The organism is Achromobacter pulmonis (assembly GCF_002885955.2).
Classification (GTDB): Bacteria; Pseudomonadota; Gammaproteobacteria; order Burkholderiales; family Burkholderiaceae_B; genus Achromobacter; species Achromobacter pulmonis_A.
The window spans coordinates 20,506-41,506 of record NZ_POQS01000010.1; the positions used below are offsets into that span (position 1 = coordinate 20,506).

Annotated in this window: 22 protein-coding genes; 11 read left to right on the plus strand and 11 right to left on the minus strand. The window is 67.0% G+C overall.

Annotated features, from left to right (window positions below):
- The first annotated feature begins 7 nt into the window (after window positions 1–7).
- A complete protein-coding gene (locus C1I89_RS29980) occupies window positions 8–355 on the plus strand; it encodes an H-NS histone family protein (RefSeq protein ID WP_102775912.1) in 348 nt (115 codons plus the stop codon).
- A gap of 20 nt (window positions 356–375) precedes the next feature.
- Here the strand turns inward: C1I89_RS29980 and C1I89_RS29985 are convergent, their stop codons facing one another.
- Entirely contained in the window at window positions 376–1,494 is a 1,119-nt protein-coding gene (locus C1I89_RS29985) for a phage integrase N-terminal domain-containing protein (RefSeq protein WP_102775913.1), read from the minus strand.
- Between the two features lie 1,188 nt (window positions 1,495–2,682).
- Between C1I89_RS29985 and C1I89_RS29990 the strand changes: the two genes are divergently transcribed.
- From C1I89_RS29990 to C1I89_RS30005, 4 genes are all read left to right on the plus strand, one after another.
- Window positions 2,683–3,714: a PRTRC system protein D gene (locus tag C1I89_RS29990; protein WP_102775914.1), complete on the plus strand. Its 1,032-nt coding sequence runs from the start codon at window positions 2,683–2,685 to the stop codon at window positions 3,712–3,714.
- Window positions 3,711–3,992: a hypothetical protein gene (locus tag C1I89_RS29995; RefSeq protein ID WP_102775915.1), complete on the plus strand. Its 282-nt coding sequence runs from the start codon at window positions 3,711–3,713 to the stop codon at window positions 3,990–3,992. The genes C1I89_RS29990 and C1I89_RS29995 overlap by 4 nt, the downstream gene beginning before the upstream one ends.
- 139 nt (window positions 3,993–4,131) lie before the next feature.
- Window positions 4,132–4,452: a CFI-box-CTERM domain-containing protein gene (locus C1I89_RS35665; RefSeq protein ID WP_308810296.1), complete on the plus strand. Its 321-nt coding sequence runs from the start codon at window positions 4,132–4,134 to the stop codon at window positions 4,450–4,452.
- Window positions 4,440–4,985 carry a PD-(D/E)XK nuclease family protein gene (locus C1I89_RS30005; RefSeq protein ID WP_181391088.1) on the plus strand — a complete coding sequence of 182 codons (546 nt, stop codon included), beginning with the start codon at window positions 4,440–4,442 and terminating at the stop codon, window positions 4,983–4,985. Before C1I89_RS35665 ends, C1I89_RS30005 begins: the two co-directional genes overlap by 13 nt.
- Window positions 4,986–5,038: 53 nt before the next feature.
- On the opposite strand, the gene C1I89_RS30010 is transcribed toward C1I89_RS30005, so the two are convergent.
- Window positions 5,039–5,848: a hypothetical protein gene (locus C1I89_RS30010; protein ID WP_102775916.1), complete on the minus strand. Its 810-nt coding sequence runs from the start codon at window positions 5,846–5,848 to the stop codon at window positions 5,039–5,041.
- Between the two features lie 869 nt (window positions 5,849–6,717).
- Window positions 6,718–7,068, minus strand: coding sequence for a nucleotide pyrophosphohydrolase (locus tag C1I89_RS30015; RefSeq protein WP_102775917.1), 351 nt, complete (start codon window positions 7,066–7,068; stop codon window positions 6,718–6,720).
- A 127-nt stretch (window positions 7,069–7,195) separates the two neighbouring features.
- Between C1I89_RS30015 and C1I89_RS30020 the strand changes: the two genes are divergently transcribed.
- The gene (locus C1I89_RS30020; protein WP_102775918.1) at window positions 7,196–7,459 is read left to right on the plus strand and encodes a helix-turn-helix domain-containing protein; all 264 of its coding nucleotides are present in this window, start codon (window positions 7,196–7,198) and stop codon (window positions 7,457–7,459) included.
- A 3-nt stretch (window positions 7,460–7,462) separates the two neighbouring features.
- Window positions 7,463–8,809, plus strand: a complete 1,347-nt coding sequence (locus C1I89_RS30025; protein WP_102775919.1) for a type II toxin-antitoxin system HipA family toxin — start codon at window positions 7,463–7,465, stop codon at window positions 8,807–8,809.
- Between the two features lie 112 nt (window positions 8,810–8,921).
- On the opposite strand, the gene C1I89_RS30030 is transcribed toward C1I89_RS30025, so the two are convergent.
- On the minus strand, window positions 8,922–9,728 hold the full coding sequence (locus tag C1I89_RS30030; protein WP_102775920.1) for a hypothetical protein: 807 nt from the start codon (window positions 9,726–9,728) through the stop codon (window positions 8,922–8,924).
- Between the two features lie 184 nt (window positions 9,729–9,912).
- On the opposite strand from C1I89_RS30030, the gene C1I89_RS30035 reads away from it, so the two are divergent.
- Window positions 9,913–11,184: a hypothetical protein gene (locus C1I89_RS30035; protein ID WP_102775921.1), complete on the plus strand. Its 1,272-nt coding sequence runs from the start codon at window positions 9,913–9,915 to the stop codon at window positions 11,182–11,184.
- Here the strand turns inward: C1I89_RS30035 and C1I89_RS30040 are convergent, their stop codons facing one another.
- The 6 genes from C1I89_RS30040 to C1I89_RS30065 form a co-directional block, all read right to left on the minus strand.
- Entirely contained in the window at window positions 11,185–11,748 is a 564-nt protein-coding gene (locus C1I89_RS30040; protein ID WP_102775922.1) for a hypothetical protein, read from the minus strand. It lies immediately after the preceding gene.
- Complete coding sequence (locus C1I89_RS30045; protein WP_102775923.1) at window positions 11,745–12,326, minus strand: hypothetical protein; 582 nt, start codon at window positions 12,324–12,326, stop codon at window positions 11,745–11,747. Before C1I89_RS30045 ends, C1I89_RS30040 begins: the two co-directional genes overlap by 4 nt.
- Window positions 12,323–12,901, minus strand: coding sequence for a hypothetical protein (locus tag C1I89_RS30050; protein ID WP_102775924.1), 579 nt, complete (start codon window positions 12,899–12,901; stop codon window positions 12,323–12,325). Before C1I89_RS30050 ends, C1I89_RS30045 begins: the two co-directional genes overlap by 4 nt.
- Window positions 12,902–13,028: 127 nt before the next feature.
- Window positions 13,029–14,204, minus strand: coding sequence for a DJ-1/PfpI family protein (locus tag C1I89_RS30055; protein ID WP_102775925.1), 1,176 nt, complete (start codon window positions 14,202–14,204; stop codon window positions 13,029–13,031).
- A gap of 220 nt (window positions 14,205–14,424) precedes the next feature.
- Window positions 14,425–15,573, minus strand: a complete 1,149-nt coding sequence (locus tag C1I89_RS35480) for an MFS transporter (protein ID WP_258231553.1) — start codon at window positions 15,571–15,573, stop codon at window positions 14,425–14,427.
- A 220-nt stretch (window positions 15,574–15,793) separates the two neighbouring features.
- Complete coding sequence (locus C1I89_RS30065) at window positions 15,794–17,173, minus strand: MFS transporter (protein ID WP_102775926.1); 1,380 nt, start codon at window positions 17,171–17,173, stop codon at window positions 15,794–15,796.
- A 155-nt stretch (window positions 17,174–17,328) separates the two neighbouring features.
- Here C1I89_RS30065 and C1I89_RS30070 point away from each other — a divergent pair, with 155 nt between their 5' ends.
- Window positions 17,329–18,138 carry a fatty acid hydroxylase gene (locus C1I89_RS30070; protein WP_102775927.1) on the plus strand — a complete coding sequence of 270 codons (810 nt, stop codon included), beginning with the start codon at window positions 17,329–17,331 and terminating at the stop codon, window positions 18,136–18,138.
- Between the two features lie 25 nt (window positions 18,139–18,163).
- Here C1I89_RS30070 and C1I89_RS30075 read toward each other — a convergent pair whose 3' ends face one another.
- Window positions 18,164–18,817, minus strand: a complete 654-nt coding sequence (locus C1I89_RS30075) for a GntR family transcriptional regulator (RefSeq protein ID WP_102775928.1) — start codon at window positions 18,815–18,817, stop codon at window positions 18,164–18,166.
- Window positions 18,818–19,017: 200 nt separating this feature from the next.
- On the opposite strand from C1I89_RS30075, the gene C1I89_RS30080 reads away from it, so the two are divergent.
- Window positions 19,018–19,752, plus strand: a complete 735-nt coding sequence (locus C1I89_RS30080; RefSeq protein ID WP_102776054.1) for an alpha/beta fold hydrolase — start codon at window positions 19,018–19,020, stop codon at window positions 19,750–19,752.
- Window positions 19,742–20,992, plus strand: coding sequence for an iron-containing alcohol dehydrogenase (locus C1I89_RS30085; protein ID WP_102775929.1), 1,251 nt, complete (start codon window positions 19,742–19,744; stop codon window positions 20,990–20,992). Before C1I89_RS30080 ends, C1I89_RS30085 begins: the two co-directional genes overlap by 11 nt.
- The last annotated feature ends 9 nt before the right edge of the window (window positions 20,993–21,001 follow it).

Genomic DNA, 21,001 nt, shown 5'->3' on the forward strand with positions numbered 1-21,001 from the left:
AGGTTCTATGGCCCGCAAACTCACTCTCCTCGAAATCAACCAGCAGATCACCAAGCTGCAGCAGCAGGCCGACGAGGTCAGGCTTGCCGAGAAAGCGGAAGTCGTGGCCCGCATCAGGAAGGCCATCCCGGTCTACGGCATTACGCCGGCCGATCTGTTTGACGCGCCCGCCAAGCGAGGAGGGCGCAAGACCAACGGGAAGGCGACTGTGAAGGACAAGCCCAAGCCTGCGAGGACGGGACGCATCAAGTACCGGGACGATGCCGGCCATACTTGGTCGGGCTACGGCCCCAAGCCGCAATGGCTTGTCGCCGCGCTGGCCAGCGGCAAGACCGAAGCCGATCTGCTCGCCTGAACCGCCGCCCTCGCGGCGCATCACTTGTCCGGCTGGCGCGGCAGGACTGCGCCGATGTACGCGCCCGAGGCGCGCATCCTCGAATGGCCGGCTCGTTCGGCCACCGCCAGTCTGGCGGCACGATCCACGTCCACCGGCACCGGCCCCCCGCCGCGCACTGGCGAGGCGCTGCCTGACTGGCTCTCGTAGAAGTCGTTCAGGTTGCCATGCCGCAGGCCATGTCCTGTGACGCCAGCCTGCCGCCGCGTGATCCCGAATTTCTCCAGGGCGTAGTCGAACCGGCGCAGGTTGCGTTCAAGACTGTGGGCCGGGTGGCCCATGTGCGCATCGCGGCTCGTGACCAGCGAGCGCGCCAGCGCCACCGCCGACTGCTGTTCGGGCGTCTCCAACGCCACCCACCGAACGCGCCCGCCTTTTCCTTTCACCCACACATACTCATCCGCCTTGCGCTTGTCCGTGGGCAGCCCGGTCTGCTCGAAGGGCATGACGTGTTCGTAGGGCCGGAACATCACGGATTCCTTGCGACGCAGCGCCAGGGTGTGCATGAGGCGCAGCGAGGCGGCCACGCGTGCGTCGAACACGGCCACCTCGGCCAGTTTCGCTTCCACGTCCACCCCTTGCGCGGCCCAGCTCTTGTCGCGCTGCGCGTATTCGTGCCGCTCGTATTCCTCCAGGCTCAGGCCGTAGTGGGCGGGGCCACGCACGAAGCCGGGCTTGTCGAGCCAGGACGCGAGTCCGCGCAGGAAGCTCAGGTAAGTCTGGATGGTCGCCGGTGCCAACTGCTCGCGCTGCCACACCTGCACCATCGCATGCACATGCTTCTGGCCCAGGTTGCGCGGGTCGGGCGGCGTGCGGAACCCCGCCTTGCGCTGGAGATCGCGGAAGAACTGCCGCAGGAAGCGCGCCCGCTCGTGGCGTGTCTTGTGCGAGACGGTTTTCTCGCGGGCCGTGTGCTGGGTGTTGAACAGCGTGATGAGCACGTCGAGCACTTTCATCGGGTCGGCCCTGCCGGGCTGGTAGCGCGCCAGCACTTCCTTCGGTGACTTTCCGGCCCAGTCCTGGCGGCGGGGCGTGTCAGAGCCTGGGATGCGGCCGGGGCTTACCGGATCGGCGGTGCCTGGGCGTGAGATACGGGACATGGCGGTTCTCCATCAAGATCGGCCCGCCGCCCGAACGGCTCACCGGCTGGAATCGAAGGGCTCGCCACAGCGGACGGATTCCGTCATCCGCTGCGGCGCGTGGTCTGGCGATGCCGGCGGCGCGCGACCACGATGCGCGCCGCCTCCCCAGGGGTTGTGCCGAATGCGCTTGCACGCGCCGGCTCGGTCGGTCTTAAAAATGAAAACGTGATCCAACTCCGCCCGCGCATTTCTGCGACCACGGAGGGGGTTGACGCGCAACCGCCTCTAAGGGCGTGCTGCCGCGTCGGCGCGAAGGTCTGGCCTTGCGCCCGCTTGGGGGATCAGTCCTGGTGTGCGTAGCGCCATCCGCTCGCATGGGGCCGCCCCTGACCGAAAGTCCAGGGCGGTGTCGAGCGTCTGAGCGGGGACCAGCAGGGAGCCCACGAGGGCAAACACAACTGCTGGCGGCGTGAAACACGCGTGCTCGGTGATGGCGGGATCGGGAATCGGCATCGGGTGCCGGTCCGGGAGATCGACGGTCTTGACGCGCTTCGGGGAGCGCCCAGCCGCAGGGCTGGCGATGGTCAGAGGCCTGTTCACTACGAAAGGAAACCTCGGGGCGGTCGCCTCGGGGGCGACGGCCACCCCGGCTCGGGGCCGGGGCTTGAAGGGCAGGTAACGACTGCGACGCCTTTTGCTCCATCAAGGAGCGGGCCAAGGGTGGCCCTCGGGAGTCTGTAGTGGATGACGAAAGCGGGTTGCGCGTCAACGGCCATGCGGTAGTGCGACGGCATGGGACGCCGGTTCGCCGTGGCGCTTGCGGCAACGCGACGGCGTGATAGGGGCGATCTAGCGTCCCAAACGCCCGCAGAGCGTGTCTGCGCGCGGGCTTGACAAGGGAATGCTCTGCCTCTGGTCCCAGACGGGGGCCTCAAGGCGGCGAAGGGGGCAACGCGCCGGCGTGTGCTGGCGCGGCGCGGACGGGGTTGACGAGTGTCGAAGTGGTGAGACCGTGGTGACACGCGCACAACTTGCGGCGGAGAAAAGCAGCGGTGGGTGTCAGTGCGGTGTCGCCGCGCTCCCAGTGGAGTGACGGCTGACAGCCGCCGATGCCGAAACCCGGTTCATTCCGTGCGGATTGTGCGTGGCGTGGCCGCGTCGGTTTGCCGATGCTGGCTGACATCTTTCTTCACCAGGAGCACTCTCATGGAATTGATCGTCCGAGCCGTGGATGTCGGATCCGGCAACACCAAGTTCGTTACTGGCGTCGCAGGGGCCGACATCCGCTGCGCCAGCTTCCCCTCCGTTGCTTATCCGTCCAGTGGCGAGGCGCCGCACTGGCCGGCCAGCGAACGGCGCAAGACCGTCTGCATCCCGGTCGGGCCGCTGTTCTACGAGGTCGGGCCCGATGTGGGCCTGGCCGCCGATACTTTCCGCGCCAAGCAGTTGCACGACGACTACATCGACTCGCCCGAGTACATGGCGCTGTTGCGCGGTGCGCTGAGCCTCATGAAGGTGCCGCACATCGACCTGCTGATCGTCGGCCTGCCGGTGGCGTTGTTCACCCTCAAGAAGACGGCGCTCGAAAAGGCCATGACGGGCAGCCATCCCGTCGGCAACGGCAAGACCGTGACGGTTGCCAAGGCGATGGCCGTGGCCCAGCCCCAGGGGGCGCTGGTCCACTATGCCGCCGAGCACGAGAAGATGGCGAGCATCGGCAACGAACAGAGCCTGGTGATCGATCCCGGCTCGCGCACCTTCGACTGGCTGGTCACGCGCGGCATGCGTCTGGTGCAGAAGCAGTCGAATTCGATCAACCGCGGCATGTCCGATGTCCTGCGGCTGCTGGCCGACGAGATTTCCAAGGACATCGGGACCCCGTACCGCGACTATGACGCGATCGACTTGGCGTTGCGCACGGGCAAGGCACCGGTGATCTTCCAGAAGTCCTACGACATGAAGAAGCACCTGCCGCTGGCCGAGAGCGTGGCCCAACAGGCGGTCTCGACCATGCGGCAGTGGATCGAGACGCCGGAGAGCCTGCAGAACATCATCCTGGTCGGCGGCGGAGCTTTCCTGTTCAAGAAGGCCGTGAAGGCGGCCTTCCCGAAGCACCGAATCCACGAGGTCAAGGAACCGATGTTCGCCAATGTCCGGGGTTTCCAGGTCGCGGGGCAGAACTACGCAACCACCACGCTGGCCGCGAGCCGGGACCGTGGGGCAGGGGAGGTCGCATGAACGGGAAGGCGCAACAGGAGCCGAAGCCGATCCGGCTGGTGTTCGAGCTGGCACGCGCGGACAACCCTCGGCTGTATGACGAACTCGTGCGCTTTCCCCAAGGGGCGAAGCGGGTCAACCGGCTGCGCGTGCTGGCCTATGACGGGTTGCTCGCCCAGTACGGGGTCTTTACTTCGGTCGGGGCGGGAGTCATGCCGGCCTCAGCGCGAATTGACACGGTGGCCGCGGGATCTGCCGCGGTGACCAACGCGGTCTTCGAGCCTGGTTTTTCCGAGTGAGGTGGTCATGACACAACGTAGACCAGGCCGCCGTGGCGAGGTAAGCGCCACGGATCTGGCCAAGATGGGGTTCTGCGAGAAGCGAGTGCAACTCGCGCATCTGTACGGGGAACGCACGACGGCCGAACAGCGCAGGGGTATGGCCCGTGGGCAGGCTGTGCATCAACGGTATTTCGAGGAGGGCGTGGCAGCCACCGCGGACCGCCGTTGCTTCGTTGCGACCTGCGTTTTCGGTCCAGACGCAGCGGAAACGCAAGTGCTTCGCGCCTACCGCGATGTGGTGCTCATGCGCTGGCGCTGGGGACGGTGGGCGGTGGCGGCGTACTACCGGACTTCACCGACTGTTTGCAGGGTTCTGGACCGTTCCCCTGTGATGGTGGCATGCGTGCGTGCGGTGCTGCGCATCGTGGTCGCAGGGTGCTGCAACACGCTGGCCGGAGGTACATCATGGAAGAACTGAGCTTTGCGGCATTGGGCGTGGCGTTGCTGCTGGTACTGATCTGGTGGTTGGCCAGGAGGCCCAGGACGGACGAGCGGGCGTCGAGGCCCAGGGCGTTGGCCGGGGCCGAGCTGGTCTACATGGAGACGCTCTTTCGCATCAAGGTCCCCATTCCGTTGGTGGCAAAGGTCGATCGCGGCTATCGGCTGCCGGGAGGTTCGCTGGTGCTGGTGGAGCTGAAGACCAGGCGGCAGGATCGCCCGTACCTGTCCGACGTCATACAGCTGTCGGCGCAGCGGCTTGCGATCGAGGCGCAGACGGGAGAGGTGGTTGAGCCCTATGCGTTCGTTTCCATCCCGAAATCCGGACGGCTTGGAAAGGTCAAATCGCACCGTGTTTCGCTGCTGGATGCGGAAACTGTCGTGCGCATCTACGAAAGGCGTGAAGCAGTTCTCGCAGGTGTGGTCGCCCCTTCTTACGCTTCGTCGGAGCGGGCGTGCCACGGATGTGCTTTACGGCCTATGTGCGATCGGTTCGCCAAAACCGGCAGGTGATGGATGCCGTAAGCCTTCCAGTTTCTTTACCTCAAGATTGGAGGCGCTTGCGCTCAAATTTTGGCCTTCAACTGACCTTGGGCACCAAGCAGAAAACTTCGCAGGTATTCCGCCCTGGTGGCAACCAGGCAGCCATGGTTTGAGGGCCAGCCCCATACGACGCCGGTGACTTTTGCGAATTCCGGTGTCCACGTGATCCCACGCATTCTTGCCTCGACGAATCCGGTATTCCAAACCGTGGACCCGCTGAGTCCGGGAGGAAGCGGCAGGCTCTTGTCGCCGATTACCGTGGACGCCAGATCAGGACGGTAGTCGATACCGAAATGAAACCGAGGGGAGAAGCGGTCATCTTGCGGAAGCTCAACCTCCCGTGCGGTATAGCAGGTTCCGTTTGCAAGGAGCGTGTTGAAGTGGAAGGCCACATTGCTGCCTGAAAAACCGGTGAACGTGAGCAGTTCGGTTTCTACCGGGGCATGGCAGATGGAAATTTGGTCAATTTCAATGGCCTTTGATCCGTGTGGAGAGGTCGACCAGGCATCAATGGAGACAGGCAGGAGTGCAAGATCGAGCGGCGCTGGATATTCGCAGTGGTCGCCGACGACGCGCCGAATATCGTCTTGATCTTCGAATTGATATGCCAATGTCCTGTTGTCGCTTCTGATGCACGCAACATGTTGGTTGGTGAGTATGGAAACCTGGCCGTTAAGGCGCAAGTAGGATCCGCTTCCCCAGCCTGCGCCGTGACTCTCGTGGTCCTCATAAACCGCGACTCGATATTGCCTGAGATAGGCGGTCATCTCTCGGACGACACGTGGTATTTCGGCATTCCATTCGGCTTCGGTAAAGAGAAGGGATTGGGTCATGTTTTGGTTTTTGCAGATATGGCTACAGAGGTGTCACAGAGGTCTTGCTGGAGTAAAATACAACGGTTCTGAAGGTCGAGCATTGTGATGTCAGTTCGGCTGCTGTAGGTGAACCGTCGTGCCGTGTGCCAGTGGGCTTTGGTGAGACTCCATTGGACAGCATGGGACTACTTTTACGGTATCAAGGAGGGTGTCCGGGGCCCGTCAGCGCCGATACCGTCGAGGTACCGGATGTTCCAAGCCTCTGATACCGTCAAATCTACCGTGGCGGTGCAGGTAGGATGTCGGCGTCAGGTTCGCGATGCACGGATGCGGTCTATCTAACGCCCGTGTGGTCGCCTGACAGTGGGCTTTGGTGGCACTGCATGGCACGGCATGGGACTGGTTTGACGGTATCAGAGACGGTGTTCGAGGGGCTTCAGCGCCTGCTACCGTCCGGAAGCGGTCAGTGGCTCCGGTGCCGATACCGTCAGCCCCTCTGAAAACGCCGCCGCCGATACCGTCAGGCAGAGGCCGAAAGTCGCTTCTGATACCGTCAACTTCCCAGTTGAAGAGGCTGCGAGGCCTGCTGGAGGGATCCGACGGAGGGTGTGAGAAGGGGGTGTGAAGGGATGGCCAGCTCGATGGGACAACATGAGCCTGCATGGAGCCAGTGGGATGAACTTGCCAAGGCACGTCGATTTGTCGGTATCGCTGGCGGTATCAGAAGCCCCTCATCGGGCTGGAAGCCTTGCTACACAACGGTTTCCACGGGGCTATTGACAATCGAGTGGGAGTGATCCTGCCCTCGATGTAGGAAGGCAAGAGAAAAGGCGCTTCGGCGCCTTTTCTCATTTGCGCCGTCTGTCACGCGCACCCGTTCCCGCAGCTCATATCTGATCGTATTTCCTGCTGCTGCCTTTGGCGCGGCTGACCGGATACTTCTGCGCATTGATGCGGATTTTGGCCTGCGCGGCTTTCACGGGGTCGATGCCCAGCACGTTGCTCAGCTGGACGAGATAAAGCAGCACATCGGCGATTTCGTAGCCGACGGCTTCCCGCTTCTCGGGAGAGAGCGCCCGGCTTTGTTCTTCGGTCATCCACTGGAAATGTTCCAGTAGTTCTCCCGCTTCGACGATCAGGGCGGAAGCCAGGTTCTTGGGCGAGTGGAACTGCTCCCAGTCGCGTTCGTTGGCGAACTCGCGTTGCTGCTGGCTGAGGTGCTGGAGCGTATCGGTCATGGATATTCAGCGGGGGAGGCTGCCGGTCGATGTGTAGCGGTCGCAGCAAGAATAGTTGGTTTACAACTAATTGACAATTATCTGATTTACAGCTATTTCTTATTTAGCTGTACCTCGGGTATTCGCCATGTCTGCGCGATCACATACGCTGCTCACCGCCGTTCAACTGGGTTCGATCCTCCAGGCCGCCCGCAAGGCGCAAGGCCTGACGCAATCGGCCCTGGCCGCTCGCATCGGCCTGAGCCAGTCGCGCGTGTCGCATCTGGAATTGAACGCGGATGAATTGAGCGTGGAGCAGCTCATGGCCTGGTGCGCGGTCTTGGGGCTGGAGTTGGCCATCGGGACGCGGGGCGGTCCCGCGCCGGCTTCGGGCGCGCAGACGGATTGGTGAGATATGGGACGCCGCTCGCATAGTCGCAGTCTGTCGGTCTGGACCAACGGCCTGCGCGTGGGGCGATGGACGATTCCCGCCCGCGGAGAGATGGAGTTGCGCTATGACGCGGATTGGGTCGGCCTGGATGCAGGCCGACCGCTTTCGCTGTCGCTGCCGTTCAATCTGCAGAATCTGCCGCTCAAGGGCGAGCGGGTCGCCAATTATTTCGACAACCTGCTGCCGGACAGCGATGCCATCCGCCGCCGCGTGGCCGAGTGGTTCAGGACGGGCTCGACCGGCGCATTCGATTTGCTCAAGGCGGTGGGGCGCGATTGCGCGGGCGCGGTGCAGATCCTGGGCGAGGACGAGGAGCCAGAGGGTTTCGACCGGATCGACGGCGTGCCGTTGTCGGAAGAGGATATCGAGCGGCATTTGATCGAGATCGTGTCGCCTCGGGCCTTCGCCGCGGGTCGGGACCCGGATGCGGATTTCCGGATTTCTCTGGCCGGGGCGCAGGAAAAGACGGCTTTTCTACGGTGGGACGGCCGGTGGCTCGCGCCGCGCGCTGCGACGCCCACAAGCCATATTTTCAAGCTGCCGATGGGACTGGTGGGCGGACGGCGGGCGGACTTCAGCACCTCGGTGGACAATGAGTGGTTGTGCCTGCGTTTGTTGAAGGCCTACGGCCTGCCCGTGGCCGAGGCGCATATCGCGACCTTCGGCCGCCAGCGCGTGCTGGTGGTGGAGCGCTTCGACCGCCGCGTTTCGCCCGATGGGCGGTGGCTGATGCGTTTGCCGCAGGAAGATTTCTGCCAGGTCGAGGGATGTTCGCCGCTGCGCAAGTACGAGAACGAGGGCGGTCCGGGGCTCAAGGCCCTGTTCGGGACGCTGCGCCAGTCGTTGAACGCCGAAGCCGACATGAGAACCTTGATGGCGGCGCAGGTGCTGTTCTGGCTGCTGCGGGCGCCCGACGGGCATGCCAAGAACTTCAGCATTCAGCTGCTGCCACGCGGGCGTTTCCAGTTGACCCGGCTGTACGACGTGATGTCGGCCTATCCGGTGTTGGGAGACGGTCCCAGCCAGTGGTCGCCGTACGAAGTCAAACTGGCGATGGCTTTGCTGGGCAAGAATCGCCACTACGAGATGCACGCCATCCGGCGCAGGCACTTCGGCAGCACGGCGCAGAAAGTGGGCTTAGGGTCTGGCGCCGAGCCGATCATCGAAGAGATCCTGGCCCGCACGCCGGCGGCCGTGGCCGAAGTGCGGGCCGAGTTGCCGCGGGATTTTTCGCCGCGGGTCGCCGAGTCCATTCTGGGCGGGCTGGAGCAGGCTGTGCGGGCGCTGGGCGACCAGCCTTCGCGCCGGTGATACGCCGCGAACCGGCGTTCGTGGGATAGCCGACCGCGTCGGCGGCTGCTGGGACTGGACTCGGCCGGCAACGTCGGCAAGGCACAGGCGGCCCGGGCCGACCGGGATGGCGTCAGCGCGCCATCGCCAGCCGCCGCCGGATCACCAACGCCAGCGTGAACGTCATCGACGCCGCCAGCGCCCAGGCCAGCGCCGCGTTCGGCGTCCAGTGCGGGGCGGCGAGCGCGAGCGCCGCGCAGAAGGCGGCCAGGCTGGCGGTGCCGAGCAGCGCGGAATAGAGCGTGGCGATCAGGCTGGCGGTGCCGAGTTTCTGGTGCAGGGTGATGGCGACCACGCTGTAGCCGATGGGAAACGCCAGCAGCAGGCCGGCGCCGGTGGCGCCCAGCCATTGGCTGGCGGTGGTGACGGCGGCCACCAGCGTGCCGGCCAGCAGGCCGCGCAGGGCGAGCAGGCCGAAGCCGGCCTTGCCTTTGGCGGGGCCGCGCGGCAGCAGGAAGCGGCGGCCGATGCGCAGGCATAGCGCGGTGACCGCGATGAAAAGCAGGGCGCCGGCCACGGGTTGCGCGGGCAGCTGGCGCAGCGCCAGCGCGGCCAGCAGCCAGGCGCCGACGGCGCAGCCCAGGCTGGTCCAGGGCGGCGTCCTGGCGGCGACGGCGATGTAGCACAGCAGAAAGCATTGCGTGGCGCACAGCGACAGCAGCGCGTAGGCGGCGGTCTGCGCGACGAAGGCGGCCGGGGCTTGCGCGGCCAGGAAGTAGAAGCCGGGCCCGAGGATGATGGGCAGGCCGGCCAGGGCGCCGCCGATGAGCGGGCCGAAGGCGCCCACGGCCCATGAAACCGCCATGACGACGAAGGCCGTGGCCAGCATTCTTACGGCGAGCGCGTCCAGGGGGACGGTGGAGAGCAGGGTGTCCAGCATGGCGATCCGGTGTCCGGGGTTGGTGGATCGTACATTATCTGGAACATCCGTTCCAGTATTGCCGGCCGGGGCGGGGCCGCGGCGCTGACACGCTGTGCGCAATCGTGGCAAGCGGTAACAAGTCGCCCGCCGGCGTAGTCTTATGATCGACCGCTACTGATCTGCGCGACGACAGGGTGGCGAAATGCTCGATGCGGTGCTTGCGCCGTGGGCGCTTACCGGCAGGCTGTGGCTGCGGTTCTGGCCGCAATTGATGGCCCTGGTGCTGGCCGGCTCGCTGGCCCACGATGTGCTGCTGTGGGCGGCGGTGCATACCGGTTTCGCCCACCATCTGTCCGGCCTGGCGGTGCTGACGCTGGTGGCGCTGGCGCAGCTGGTGACGACGGTGGCCATGTTCCTGGTGCTGCTTCCGGGCCTGCCGGCCTTGCGCGGCGCGCAGGAAGCGGCGCGCGCCGGCGCGGCGGCGGATGGCGGCGGGCAGGGGCGGCTGGGGCAGGTGCTGACCGTGGCCTTGCTGCCGTTTTTCGCGTATTACGCGGCCTGGGGATTCCTGGGCGATACGGTGCGGCAGTATTCGCGGCTGGCCTTGGGCCTGGACCCGCTGGGCGAGCACGGGCAGGTGCTGGACGCGCTGGATTCGCGCTGGCTGCTGGTGTCGGTGGCGATCTCGTGGCTGGTGCGCAAGGCGGCGGTGGCGGCGCGCGACCGCACGGGGCGCAGCGGCTGGCAGTGGCTGGTGGTGCTGTGCGAGACCAACTGGATTCTTATCGGCCTGTACGTGATCAGCCGCTGGAAGGACCAGGCCTGGCAATGGCTGATCGACAAGCGCGGGCTGGACGCGCTGCTGCAGTCTTTTCTGAACGCGCTGACGCCGCTGTCGGACGCTTGGGCCGCGGGCATGACGCCGGTGGAGGCGCAGGGCCCGACCCTGGGGGCGGCGCTGGCGCGCCTGTTCTTCTATGCGCTGCTGCCGGTCGTGTGGCTGGTGATGGCGGCCCTGGTCTATGGCTACGACGTGCGCGAGGACGCGGAGTTGCGGCGCTATGACCGTCTGCAGCGCCTGGGCGAGCGCTACCGTTCGATGCCGCGTTTCCTGCGGGATTTCGTCGAGCATTTCGTGGCGGGCTATCGCAAGCGCTATCTGCCGCTGGCCAATGGCGTGCGGCTGGCCTTCCATAGCGGCACGCTGCTGCTGGTGACGCTGATCGTGGGGTATCGGCTGATCGATTGGGGCGCGGCGTGGCTGTGGTATGGCGCGGCGCGCCTGATCGGGCCGCATGACCTGGACACCTGGCAGGTGCTGGCGCAGGCGGTGTCGCTGTTGTTCGGCAGCCCGTTCCGGGATTCGTCCACCGGCCTGCTGATCGAGCCTTTGCGCATCTGCTTTCTGGCGGCCGTGCTGGAGAGCGCGTTCGCGCCATGGCAGTCGCGCCGCGCGGCGGCCGCGGCCGCCTGATCAGCCGGGCGCGGGCGGCGTGAAGCGCAGGTAGGCCGGCCGGTCGCTGTCCATGGAGACGGACAGCGACCAGGGCGGCTCGGCGTCGGCCGGCACCATGAAGGCTTCGATGATGACGACACGCGAGCCGGGCGCGATGCCGCGATGCGCGGCGGCCACGCAGCCGCGCGCCGCGGCCGGCGGCACGCGCAGCGCCGGCTCGATGGCGGGCAGCCAGGTGCGTCCGCGCGCGTCGTGCAGGGCGATGCGGCAGCCGCGCCAGCGCACGGGCAGGTCGGAGGCTTCCACGTGCACCGAAAAGGCGGCCAGCGCCGCGCGCGAGCCGGGCAGCCAGCCTTTGTTGGCCGGCGGCTCCATGACGCCGAATTCCTGCAGGCTCCAACGGGCGCCACCCAGCGGCGCCGTGGCGCCTGCCGCCACGTCGTGCGGCCGCAGTTCGCGTCCCTGAAGCCAACGGGCCGCGTTTTCGCGTCCGCCCCAGAAGAGCGTCAGCAGCAGCAACGGAGGCAGGAGCCAGAGGCTGCGCCGGCGCCAGCGGCGCTCGGCGGGCTGGACGTCGTTCAAGGGGGGCTCTCCTGGTCCAGATCGTATCGGGCGATGGCTTGCGGCCGGCCATCGGCGTCGACGGGTACGTCGTCCAGCGCGATGCGCGCCTGCGAATCCAGGCGCGGCCCGTAGCGCGAGGACAGCAGCAGGGCGGCGCCGCGCGCCTGGTCGGGACGGATTTCGAACACCAGCCGCACGCTGCGCGGCAGGCCCGGGTCCAGTGCGTAGGGCGGCACGCCGCGCGCCAGCGACAGGCGGTCGGTGTGGCGGTAGGCCAGGCCGTCGGGCCCGAGCCACGCGGCTTCGGCCATGGTGGCCGAGGTGTCGGCGGCGGCCAGGCGCAGCCACACGATGGCCCATACCCCGCCGGTGTCGCGGACCTGCTCCGCGCCCAGGCGCCGATAGGCCAGTTGCCGCGCGAACTGGACGCGCTCGACCGTGGCCTGGAACAGGCGGGTGTCGACCGCCTCGCCCATGACGCCGCGTTCGACGATGGGACCGGTCAGGTCCATGTAGCGCGGCGTGCTGCGCTGCATGCCGTACAACGCCAGCGCCGAGGCAAGAATCAGCAGCAGCGAGCCCAGCCGCGCGCTCATTGCACCGCCTTCGCGCCGTCTTGCGCCACGGGCAGCTCGACCCGGCCCACGACGGCGGGATTGAACCAGCCGGGCGCGCCGTACAGGTTGTCGATGGGCTTGTAGGTCTTGCTCGCCACCGCGAAGGCGGCCTGCGCGGGCGCGGCGGCGGAGGGCGGCAGCGTCCAGATGAAGGCGACGCGTTCGGGCAGGCCGGGCTGCAGGTAGGGCATTTGCAGCGAGTCGCGCAGGCCCACCACATACGGCTTGCCGGCGGCCGCGTTCCAGCGGAACACGCCGAGATAGTCGGCGCTGGATTCCGCCGTGCGGTTGGTCAGTTCGGCTTCCAGCACCAGCGCCGTGGCGCCGGGCTTTACCGGCACGCCGTAGGCCTTGCCCGACGCGGTCCAGGCGCGTTGCGGCACCACCCGCCATTGGCCGGTCTGGATGGCCGCGCCGGCGGCGAACACCGGCTCGGCGCCGCGGCTGATCTTGCCATACGCGCCATAGAGCGCCACGCTGGCCGCGGCCACGAGCGTGCCGATGCCGGCCAGCGCGGCTGCGATACGGGACTTGAGCGACTGCAATACGCGCATCGGAGCTCCAGGGCGGCGCGAGTCGAGTCACCGATCGTAGGCGGGTGTTTCCAAACCGGCCAGCCCGGATGTTTCCAGGCGTGTCATCAACGGCCGGACGGCGCGGCTGCGCCAGGTTTTGACACAATTACCGCGGCAGCGCTGCGGAAAAACGGCCATGCGCTTCTTGCCACGGGTATTCCAATTGCACGGCGACCATGTCGGCGGTGGACGCGCCGTAGCGGCCCGCGATGGCCTGCAGGGTCCGGTCCAGCGCCTGGGCCGGCCGCTGCTCGGTCGCGGTGGCGATGCGCGCGTGCGCCGGCCAGTCGGCCGCGGCCGCGTCGGGAACGATGCGTATGCCGTTGCGGGTCTGTACCGGTTGCGGCGAATCCGCGTACGACGCGGCTCTGGAACGGTAGGTGCGCGACCAGGCGTCGGCCACCAGCGCAAGCGAGACTTCGTCCATGCCGGGCGCAAGCGCCACGCCGATCCGTTCGCGGTTCCAGAACGCCAGCGAGTTGCCCAACACCGTCGTGACGAAGGGCCGGGTCAGCGCATAGTTGCGGCTGGCGTGGCGAGCGTCCCAGGCGGGCAGGCCGAGGTCGCCGGCCACGGCCTCGGCCTTTTGCCGCCCGGCGATGGCCTCGATCAGCATGAGCATCATGGGCATGGAGGCGGAGATTCCGGTGCTGGTCGCCACGCCCCGGTCCGTCACGACGCGCCGGTCCGCGACGTAGGAGATCGACGGATGCGCGCGCAGCAGGTCGTTCAGGTAGTACCAATGGGTGGTGCCGCGCTTGCCGTCGAGCAGGCCGGCGGCGGCAACGACCTTGGCCCCGGCGCACACGCCGAGTATGGTCGCGCCCTTGCGGGACTGTGCAAGCAGCCAGGCCAGGATGGCGGGATCGTCGTCGCGGCTCATGGCGGGCACGATGACGTAGTCGGCCCCGGCCGGATGGCGCGCGTCGAAACTGGCGAGCGTGGCGTCGGGCTGTACCGCGAGCGCGGGATACAGCTTTACCGGACCGGCCGCGCTCGCCAGCATTTCCACGTCGGCGATGTCGGCGCGGCGCAGTATGCCGGCGGGCATCAGATAGTCGGTGGTCTCGGTGGCGTCGTTCAGGCCCACCACCGCTACCAGCGGGCGCTGCCGTTTGGGCGGCGCGAGCGCGGCCAGCATGGCCTTGGTTTCATCGGCCGCGATGGGCGGCGGTTCGGCGCGTCCGGGCTGGGACGGCAGGCTGAGTATCCAGGCGCCGAAACCGGCCAGCGCGAGCAGCGGCAGGGCCAGCGCAATCCGGACGGCATGGCGGTTCGGCATGATCGGAATTCTTCGAATGCGGGCCGTTGGCCGGCGGTGCTGCAATGGCCGGCGGCAGGTTGGGGCGGGTGTTGAAATAGTACTTCCCGCCGTCACACGGCACCGGAATTGGCATATATGCCAATATTGTTATATTCACCTGAGCGCCATCCACAGGCGGGCAGCTCGATGGCTGGATTTCGGCTCTCCACTACTGCGCAATCCGATATTCTCGACACCCTCAATGCGACAGCTCCTCCAGCGACCGCCCCTTGGTTTCCGCGCCCAGCACGATCACGACCAGTCCCGCGATGACGAAGGACGCCGCGCCCAGCGCGAAGATGCCGGCCTGGCCGGTAAGGGGCAGCAGCACGCCGACCACGTAGGGGCCGACCAGCGAGCCGACGCGGCCGATGGACGAGGCGAAGCCGGCGCCGGTGGCGCGCGAGCGCGTGGGGTAGAGCTCCGGCGTGTAGGCGTATAGCACCGACCACATGCCGAAAAGGAAGAACTGCATGCACAGGCCGGCTCCGATCAGGTAGGGCAGGGGCGCCTGCATGGCCGCGGCCTGTCCGTAGAGGTAGGCGGACACGGCGCTGCCGAGCAGGGTCAGCACGCAGGCGGGCTTGCGGCCCCAGGCTTCCAGCAGCCAGGCGGCGAAGATGAATCCGGGGATGCCGGCCAGCGAGATGTACACGGTGTACAGCACCGACTTGGTGGCTTCGTAGCCGGCCTGCTGCAGCAGCGCGCCCAACCAGGTGGTCAGGCCGTAGTAGCCGAGCAGGGCGAAGAACCACAGTATCCACAGCATGGCCGTGCGCTTGGCGTAGATGCCGTGCCACAGTTCGGCATAGAGCGCGCGGCGGCTGGGGCGGGCCTGGGCGGTGAGGTCGGTGACGGGCGGCAATTCGCTCAGGCGGCCCGAGCGCATCACGGAATGTTCGAAGCGGCCGGTGACGGCGNGGATGGCGGGATCGTCGTCGCGGCTCATGGCGGGCACGATGACGTAGTCGGCCCCGGCCGGATGGCGCGCGTCGAAACTGGCGAGCGTGGCGTCGGGCTGTACCGCGAGCGCGGGATACAGCTTTACCGGACCGGCCGCGCTCGCCAGCATTTCCACGTCGGCGATGTCGGCGCGGCGCAGTATGCCGGCGGGCATCAGATAGTCGGTGGTCTCGGTGGCGTCGTTCAGGCCCACCACCGCTACCAGCGGGCGCTGCCGTTTGGGCGGCGCGAGCGCGGCCAGCATGGCCTTGGTTTCATCGGCCGCGATGGGCGGCGGTTCGGCGCGTCCGGGCTGGGACGGCAGGCTGAGTATCCAGGCGCCGAAACCGGCCAGCGCGAGCAGCGGCAGGGCCAGCGCAATCCGGACGGCATGGCGGTTCGGCATGATCGGAATTCTTCGAATGCGGGCCGTTGGCCGGCGGTGCTGCAATGGCCGGCGGCAGGTTGGGGCGGGTGTTGAAATAGTACTTCCCGCCGTCACACGGCACCGGAATTGGCATATATGCCAATATTGTTATATTCACCTGAGCGCCATCCACAGGCGGGCAGCTCGATGGCTGGATTTCGGCTCTCCACTACTGCGCAATCCGATATTCTCGACACCCTCAATGCGACAGCTCCTCCAGCGACCGCCCCTTGGTTTCCGCGCCCAGCACGATCACGACCAGTCCCGCGATGACGAAGGACGCCGCGCCCAGCGCGAAGATGCCGGCCTGGCCGGTAAGGGGCAGCAGCACGCCGACCACGTAGGGGCCGACCAGCGAGCCGACGCGGCCGATGGACGAGGCGAAGCCGGCGCCGGTGGCGCGCGAGCGCGTGGGGTAGAGCTCCGGCGTGTAGGCGTATAGCACCGACCACATGCCGAAAAGGAAGAACTGCATGCACAGGCCGGCTCCGATCAGGTAGGGCAGGGGCGCCTGCATGGCCGCGGCCTGTCCGTAGAGGTAGGCGGACACGGCGCTGCCGAGCAGGGTCAGCACGCAGGCGGGCTTGCGGCCCCAGGCTTCCAGCAGCCAGGCGGCGAAGATGAATCCGGGGATGCCGGCCAGCGAGATGTACACGGTGTACAGCACCGACTTGGTGGCTTCGTAGCCGGCCTGCTGCAGCAGCGCGCCCAACCAGGTGGTCAGGCCGTAGTAGCCGAGCAGGGCGAAGAACCACAGTATCCACAGCATGGCCGTGCGCTTGGCGTAGATGCCGTGCCACAGTTCGGCATAGAGCGCGCGGCGGCTGGGGCGGGCCTGGGCGGTGAGGTCGGTGACGGGCGGCAATTCGCTCAGGCGGCCCGAGCGCATCACGGAATGTTCGAAGCGGCCGGTGACGGCGTCGGCCTCGTCGGTGCGTCCGGCGTCTTCCAGCCAGCGCGGGGATTCGGGCACATAGCGGCGCACGTAGAAGACAAAGAGGGCGGGGATGGCCAGCAGGATGAAGATGCCGCGCCAGCCTATCAGCGGCAGACAGAAGTACGCCACGATGCCGGCGGCGATAAAGCCGATGGGCCAGAAGCCTTCGAGGATGGCGACGTAGCGGCCGCGGCTTTTGGCGGGCACGATCTCGGACACCATGGACAGGCCGATGGGAAACTCCATGCCCATGCCGAAGCCCAGCAGTACGCGGTAGATCATCAGCGAGTCGACGTCCTGGGCGAAGCCGCAAAGCAGGCTGCCCATGCCCCAGAACACCATGCTGACCTGGAACACGGGCTTGCGGCCGAAACGGTCGGCCAGCAGGCCGGCGGTAGCCGCGCCGAGAAACATGCCGAGGAAGCTGGAGCTGGCCAGCAGGCCGGTCTGCATGGCCGTCAGGCCGAATTCGGCTTTGATGGAACCCAGCACGAAGGTCATGATTCCGAGGTCCATGGAATCGAAGAACCAGGCGGTCGCAATGATGGCGAACAAGCCTCGCTGATAGCCGGTGATCGGCAGGCGCTCTAGACGAGCGGCGACACTGGTGCGTGCTGCTACCGCGCTAATGGACATATCCATAGCTAGTCTCCCGTTGTGGTCCTGCGATTGTTGTACTCAACTAATATATTAGTTGGATTCAAAAAATATCCGATAGGGGTTTGTACCGGGGCGCGCACTTGCCTGTGCAAACTAATATATTAGTTGTGTATGTTATCGGCGTAAGGAGGCTGGCCATGATGACCGAACGACAACGCAAGTTCCGCGAGGAGTACAAGGCGGACATCAGTCCGCTGTACAACGGCCTGCTGCACATCGGCGTGATGTACGCCGTGGGCGCGGCGGCGATCTGGTACTGCCTGACCCAGATCCAGGGCGCGACCTGGGAGTGGCTGCTGGTCGTGCCGGTGTTTCTGGCCGGCAATTTCGTGGAGTGGTTCCTGCACCGCTACGTGATGCACCGGCGCATCGACGTGTTCGCGCTGCGCGCCATCTATGAACGGCATACGCGCCAGCATCACCAGTACTTCACGGACCTGGAGCCCACCATCGACAGCACGCGGGAGTTTCGGATCGTGTTCTTTCCGTGGCGGGTGCTCGCCACGCTGGGCGTGGCCGGCACGGCGCTGGGTTACATCGCTTCGCTGGTGTTCAATCCGAACGCGGGCTACATCCTGTTTCTGACGATGGTGGGGCAGTACCTGATCTACGAAACCTTCCACTATTGCTGCCACGTGCACGACAACTGGTTCGTGCGCAACATGCCTTTCATCAATACGATCCGGCGCCATCACACCGCGCACCACAATATGGGGATCATGATGAAGTACAACATGAACCTGACGTTTCCCATCGCCGACTGGTTCATGGGCACCTCGGACCTGCGCCGGGGGCTGGCCGGGCACCTGTTCAACGGCTATAGCGAGAAGCACGTGAAAGAGGAGCTGCGGCCGGTGATCGCGCGCTTTCGCAACGACCACTCGCGCGTCACGCTCGACGGCCCGCAGCTGTCGGACGAAGAGGCCGCCATCCTGCAGGGGCGCTAGGGTGCGGCGGCGGGCAGGGGCCGGTTCAAAGCCGGTCGAGCGCCACCGTGGCCCGGGCGAAGGCTTCGACGTTGTCGACCAACCGGTCCAGCGCCTCGCCGGCGCCGGCCACGTCGCCCTGCGCGATCGCCGACGCGACCGCCGCATGCAGGCGCGCCATTTCCGGCAGGTCGGCCGCCTGCTTGTAGTGCAGATACCAGAACCGGCGCGACAGGCCGTGCAGCGCGCGCATGGCGCTTTCGGTGAATTCGTTGCGCGCCACGGTCAGGCACAGTTCGTTGAATTCGCGGTCCGAACGCATGAAGGCGACGTCGTTGTTCTTGGCCGAGGCCGCGCTGAATTCGTCGGCCAGCCGCTGGAAGCGCTTGCGTTCGCTGGCCGTGGCGCGTTTGGCCGCGCTGCGGCACACCAGCCGCTCGATCTCGCGCCGGGTTTCCAGCAGCCGCAGCTGCCTGCCGATGTCTATGGTTGGGATCTGCAGGCCGCGCTGCGGCATCACCACGATCAGGTGTTCGCGCGCCAGGCGCTGGACGGCCTCGCGCAGCGGCGTGCGTCCGACGCCGGTCATTTCGCTCAGGCGCTGCTCGGACACCAGCGTGCCGGGAGGAATCTTCAGCGTCACGATGGCCTCCTCCAGAAGCTGATACGCCACATCGTTCAGCTTGGACTTGGCCTGCATCGGGGCGACTGCGGGCAACGGCGCGCTGGACTTGCGCTTGGCGCCGGCGGCGCCGGGGCTTGCGGCTCGTGCCAATCCCTCTCTCCTTACTCGTTCGACAGCGCAAGAATAGCAAAACACCAGTCATCCTCTGGAGATATATAAGCCGTGTATTGTCTTTTCCATCATCTGCCCGTTGCTTTCCTTTGACGGACGTCAACATGGACATTGAAATCAAGGGTAGCGGGCCGCTTCGGGTGGTGGCGGTCCACGGCATCCAGGGCACGCGCGCCGCCTGGTCGCCGGTGGCCGAGGCGCTGGCCGACGCCGCGACCTGGGTGCTGCCCAATCTGCGCGGACGCGGCGCCGCGCCCCGGCCGACCGCGGCCGGCGGTTATGCGCTGGAACGCTACGCCGACGATCTGGACGACGCGGTGCGCGCGCACTGCGGCGGCCGCCCCTACGTGCTGGCCGGCTGGAGCATGGGCGTCTCGGTCATCCTGGAGGCCCTGCGCCGCAGCAACGCCGCGCGTCCGGCCGGACTGGTGCTGGTGTCGGGCACGCCGTGCCTGGCGCAGGCGCGCTGGTTCAGGCAAGAGGGCGATGCGCTGTTGCGCGAGGTGGCGCAGCGCCAGCAGCGCCTGGGCATGCGCGTGGCGGCCGACCATGCCGCCGTCGCCGCCACCTGGCAGGCCATCCGCGGCCTGGACCATCGCGCATCGCTGGCGGCGATCGCCGAACCCGCGCTCGTCATCCACGGCAGCGACGACACGGACTCGCCGCTGAGCCACGGCCTATGGCTGGCCGAGGGGCTGCCGCGGGCGTCGCAATACGTCATTGCCGGCGCCGGCCATTCCGTGCTCACCGAGAACACGGCGGACGTGGCGCGGCAGATCCGCCGCTTTCTTCAGCACGGGATTTTTCCCGCCGTTCCGGAGTCCACCCATGAGAACTGAAGACCTGATCCATTTCTGCGCGCCCGGCCGCCTGATCGTCGGCTGCGGCGCCCGCAGCCAGTTGCCGGCATTGCTGGAACGCCTGGGCCATCGGCAGGGCGTGGTGGTGACGGACGCCTTCTTCGCCAGGCAGACGCCCTGGGTGCGCGAGCTGGTCGAGGCCGCCGGCGCGCGCGGCGTGCGCCTCGCGGTGTACGAAGGCGGCGAGCCCGACCCGACCACCACGCTGTGCGACCGGGCGACCGGGCAGGTGCGTGCGGCCCTGGACGGCGCGCGGCCCGACCACGTCATCGCCTTGGGCGGCGGCAGCAATATCGACCTGGCCAAGGCGCTCTGCCTGACCTTGCCCGAAGGCCGGCCGGTGCGCGATTTCCTGGGCGACCTGGCCGGCTGCCGGCCGCTGCCGCTCATCGCCTTGCCGACCACCTCGGGCACCGGTTCGGAGGCGACGCCGGGGGCGATCCTGGTGGACCCGGACAACGCCACCAAGGTCGCGGTGATGGACAACGCGCTGCGGCCGCAGATCGCGCTGGTCGATCCCGAATTCACCTATACCTGTCCGGCGCGGGTCACGGCCGACGCCGGCATCGACGCCTTGACGCACGCCATCGAGTCGCTGGTGACGCTGGACAGCGCGCAGTACGACCGCGGCGGCAGCGCGGACCCGGGCTACAGCGGCCGCTCGTCGCTGACCATGATGTTCGCCAGGGAGTCGCTGCGGCTGTGCGCGGCGTGGCTGGAACGGGCCTACGCCGACGGCGCCGATGCGCAGGCGCGCATCGGCATGTCGTACGCCAGCCTTTATGCCGCGCTTTCGTACGGCAGCGCGGGGCTGAACGCGGCCCACGGCATCGCCTATGCGATCGCGGGGCAGACCCATAAAAGCCACGGCAGCACCAACGCGGTCATCCTGCCGTATGTGCTGGACGCGCTGCGCGAGGAGCGCTTTACGGAACTGCTGGAGGCCGCCCGCATCTTCGGCATTGCCGATGCCGACGAGGAAGCGGCGGTGCGCCGGCTGCCGGTGGCGCTGCGCGCGCTGGTGGGAAGGCTGGGCATCCCGACCGATCTGCGCAGTTTCGGCATCCAGGAAAGCGCGCTGGACGCCTTACTGCGCGATGCGCTGGACGTGACCCGGCTGGCCAAGGCCCTGCCGGTGGCCGACGTGCCCGCGGCCTACGCGCGCATCATCGGGCACGCATGGCGCGGCGCGCTGGCCGGCGACCGCGATCAGCCCTGACGCCCGGCG

Excerpts from the sequence above, each read along its gene's own strand:
- C1I89_RS29980 (WP_102775912.1), top strand. The coding sequence starts at position 8 with ATGGCCCGCAAACTCACTCTCCTCGAAATCAACCAGCAGATCACCAAG.
- C1I89_RS29985 (WP_102775913.1), bottom strand. The coding sequence starts at position 1,494 with ATGTCCCGTATCTCACGCCCAGGCACCGCCGATCCGGTAAGCCCCGGC.
- C1I89_RS29990 (WP_102775914.1), top strand. The coding sequence starts at position 2,683 with ATGGAATTGATCGTCCGAGCCGTGGATGTCGGATCCGGCAACACCAAG.
- C1I89_RS29995 (WP_102775915.1), top strand. The coding sequence starts at position 3,711 with ATGAACGGGAAGGCGCAACAGGAGCCGAAGCCGATCCGGCTGGTGTTC.
- C1I89_RS35665 (WP_308810296.1), top strand. The coding sequence starts at position 4,132 with ATGGCCCGTGGGCAGGCTGTGCATCAACGGTATTTCGAGGAGGGCGTG.
- C1I89_RS30005 (WP_181391088.1), top strand. The coding sequence starts at position 4,440 with ATGGAAGAACTGAGCTTTGCGGCATTGGGCGTGGCGTTGCTGCTGGTA.
- C1I89_RS30010 (WP_102775916.1), bottom strand. The coding sequence starts at position 5,848 with ATGACCCAATCCCTTCTCTTTACCGAAGCCGAATGGAATGCCGAAATA.
- C1I89_RS30015 (WP_102775917.1), bottom strand. The coding sequence starts at position 7,068 with ATGACCGATACGCTCCAGCACCTCAGCCAGCAGCAACGCGAGTTCGCC.
- C1I89_RS30020 (WP_102775918.1), top strand. The coding sequence starts at position 7,196 with ATGTCTGCGCGATCACATACGCTGCTCACCGCCGTTCAACTGGGTTCG.
- C1I89_RS30025 (WP_102775919.1), top strand. The coding sequence starts at position 7,463 with ATGGGACGCCGCTCGCATAGTCGCAGTCTGTCGGTCTGGACCAACGGC.
- C1I89_RS30030 (WP_102775920.1), bottom strand. The coding sequence starts at position 9,728 with ATGCTGGACACCCTGCTCTCCACCGTCCCCCTGGACGCGCTCGCCGTA.
- C1I89_RS30035 (WP_102775921.1), top strand. The coding sequence starts at position 9,913 with ATGCTCGATGCGGTGCTTGCGCCGTGGGCGCTTACCGGCAGGCTGTGG.
- C1I89_RS30045 (WP_102775923.1), bottom strand. The coding sequence starts at position 12,326 with ATGAGCGCGCGGCTGGGCTCGCTGCTGCTGATTCTTGCCTCGGCGCTG.
- C1I89_RS30050 (WP_102775924.1), bottom strand. The coding sequence starts at position 12,901 with ATGCGCGTATTGCAGTCGCTCAAGTCCCGTATCGCAGCCGCGCTGGCC.
- C1I89_RS30055 (WP_102775925.1), bottom strand. The coding sequence starts at position 14,204 with ATGCCGAACCGCCATGCCGTCCGGATTGCGCTGGCCCTGCCGCTGCTC.
- C1I89_RS30065 (WP_102775926.1), bottom strand. The coding sequence starts at position 17,173 with ATGGATATGTCCATTAGCGCGGTAGCAGCACGCACCAGTGTCGCCGCT.
- C1I89_RS30070 (WP_102775927.1), top strand. The coding sequence starts at position 17,329 with ATGATGACCGAACGACAACGCAAGTTCCGCGAGGAGTACAAGGCGGAC.
- C1I89_RS30075 (WP_102775928.1), bottom strand. The coding sequence starts at position 18,817 with ATGCAGGCCAAGTCCAAGCTGAACGATGTGGCGTATCAGCTTCTGGAG.
- C1I89_RS30080 (WP_102776054.1), top strand. The coding sequence starts at position 19,018 with ATGGACATTGAAATCAAGGGTAGCGGGCCGCTTCGGGTGGTGGCGGTC.
- C1I89_RS30085 (WP_102775929.1), top strand. The coding sequence starts at position 19,742 with ATGAGAACTGAAGACCTGATCCATTTCTGCGCGCCCGGCCGCCTGATC.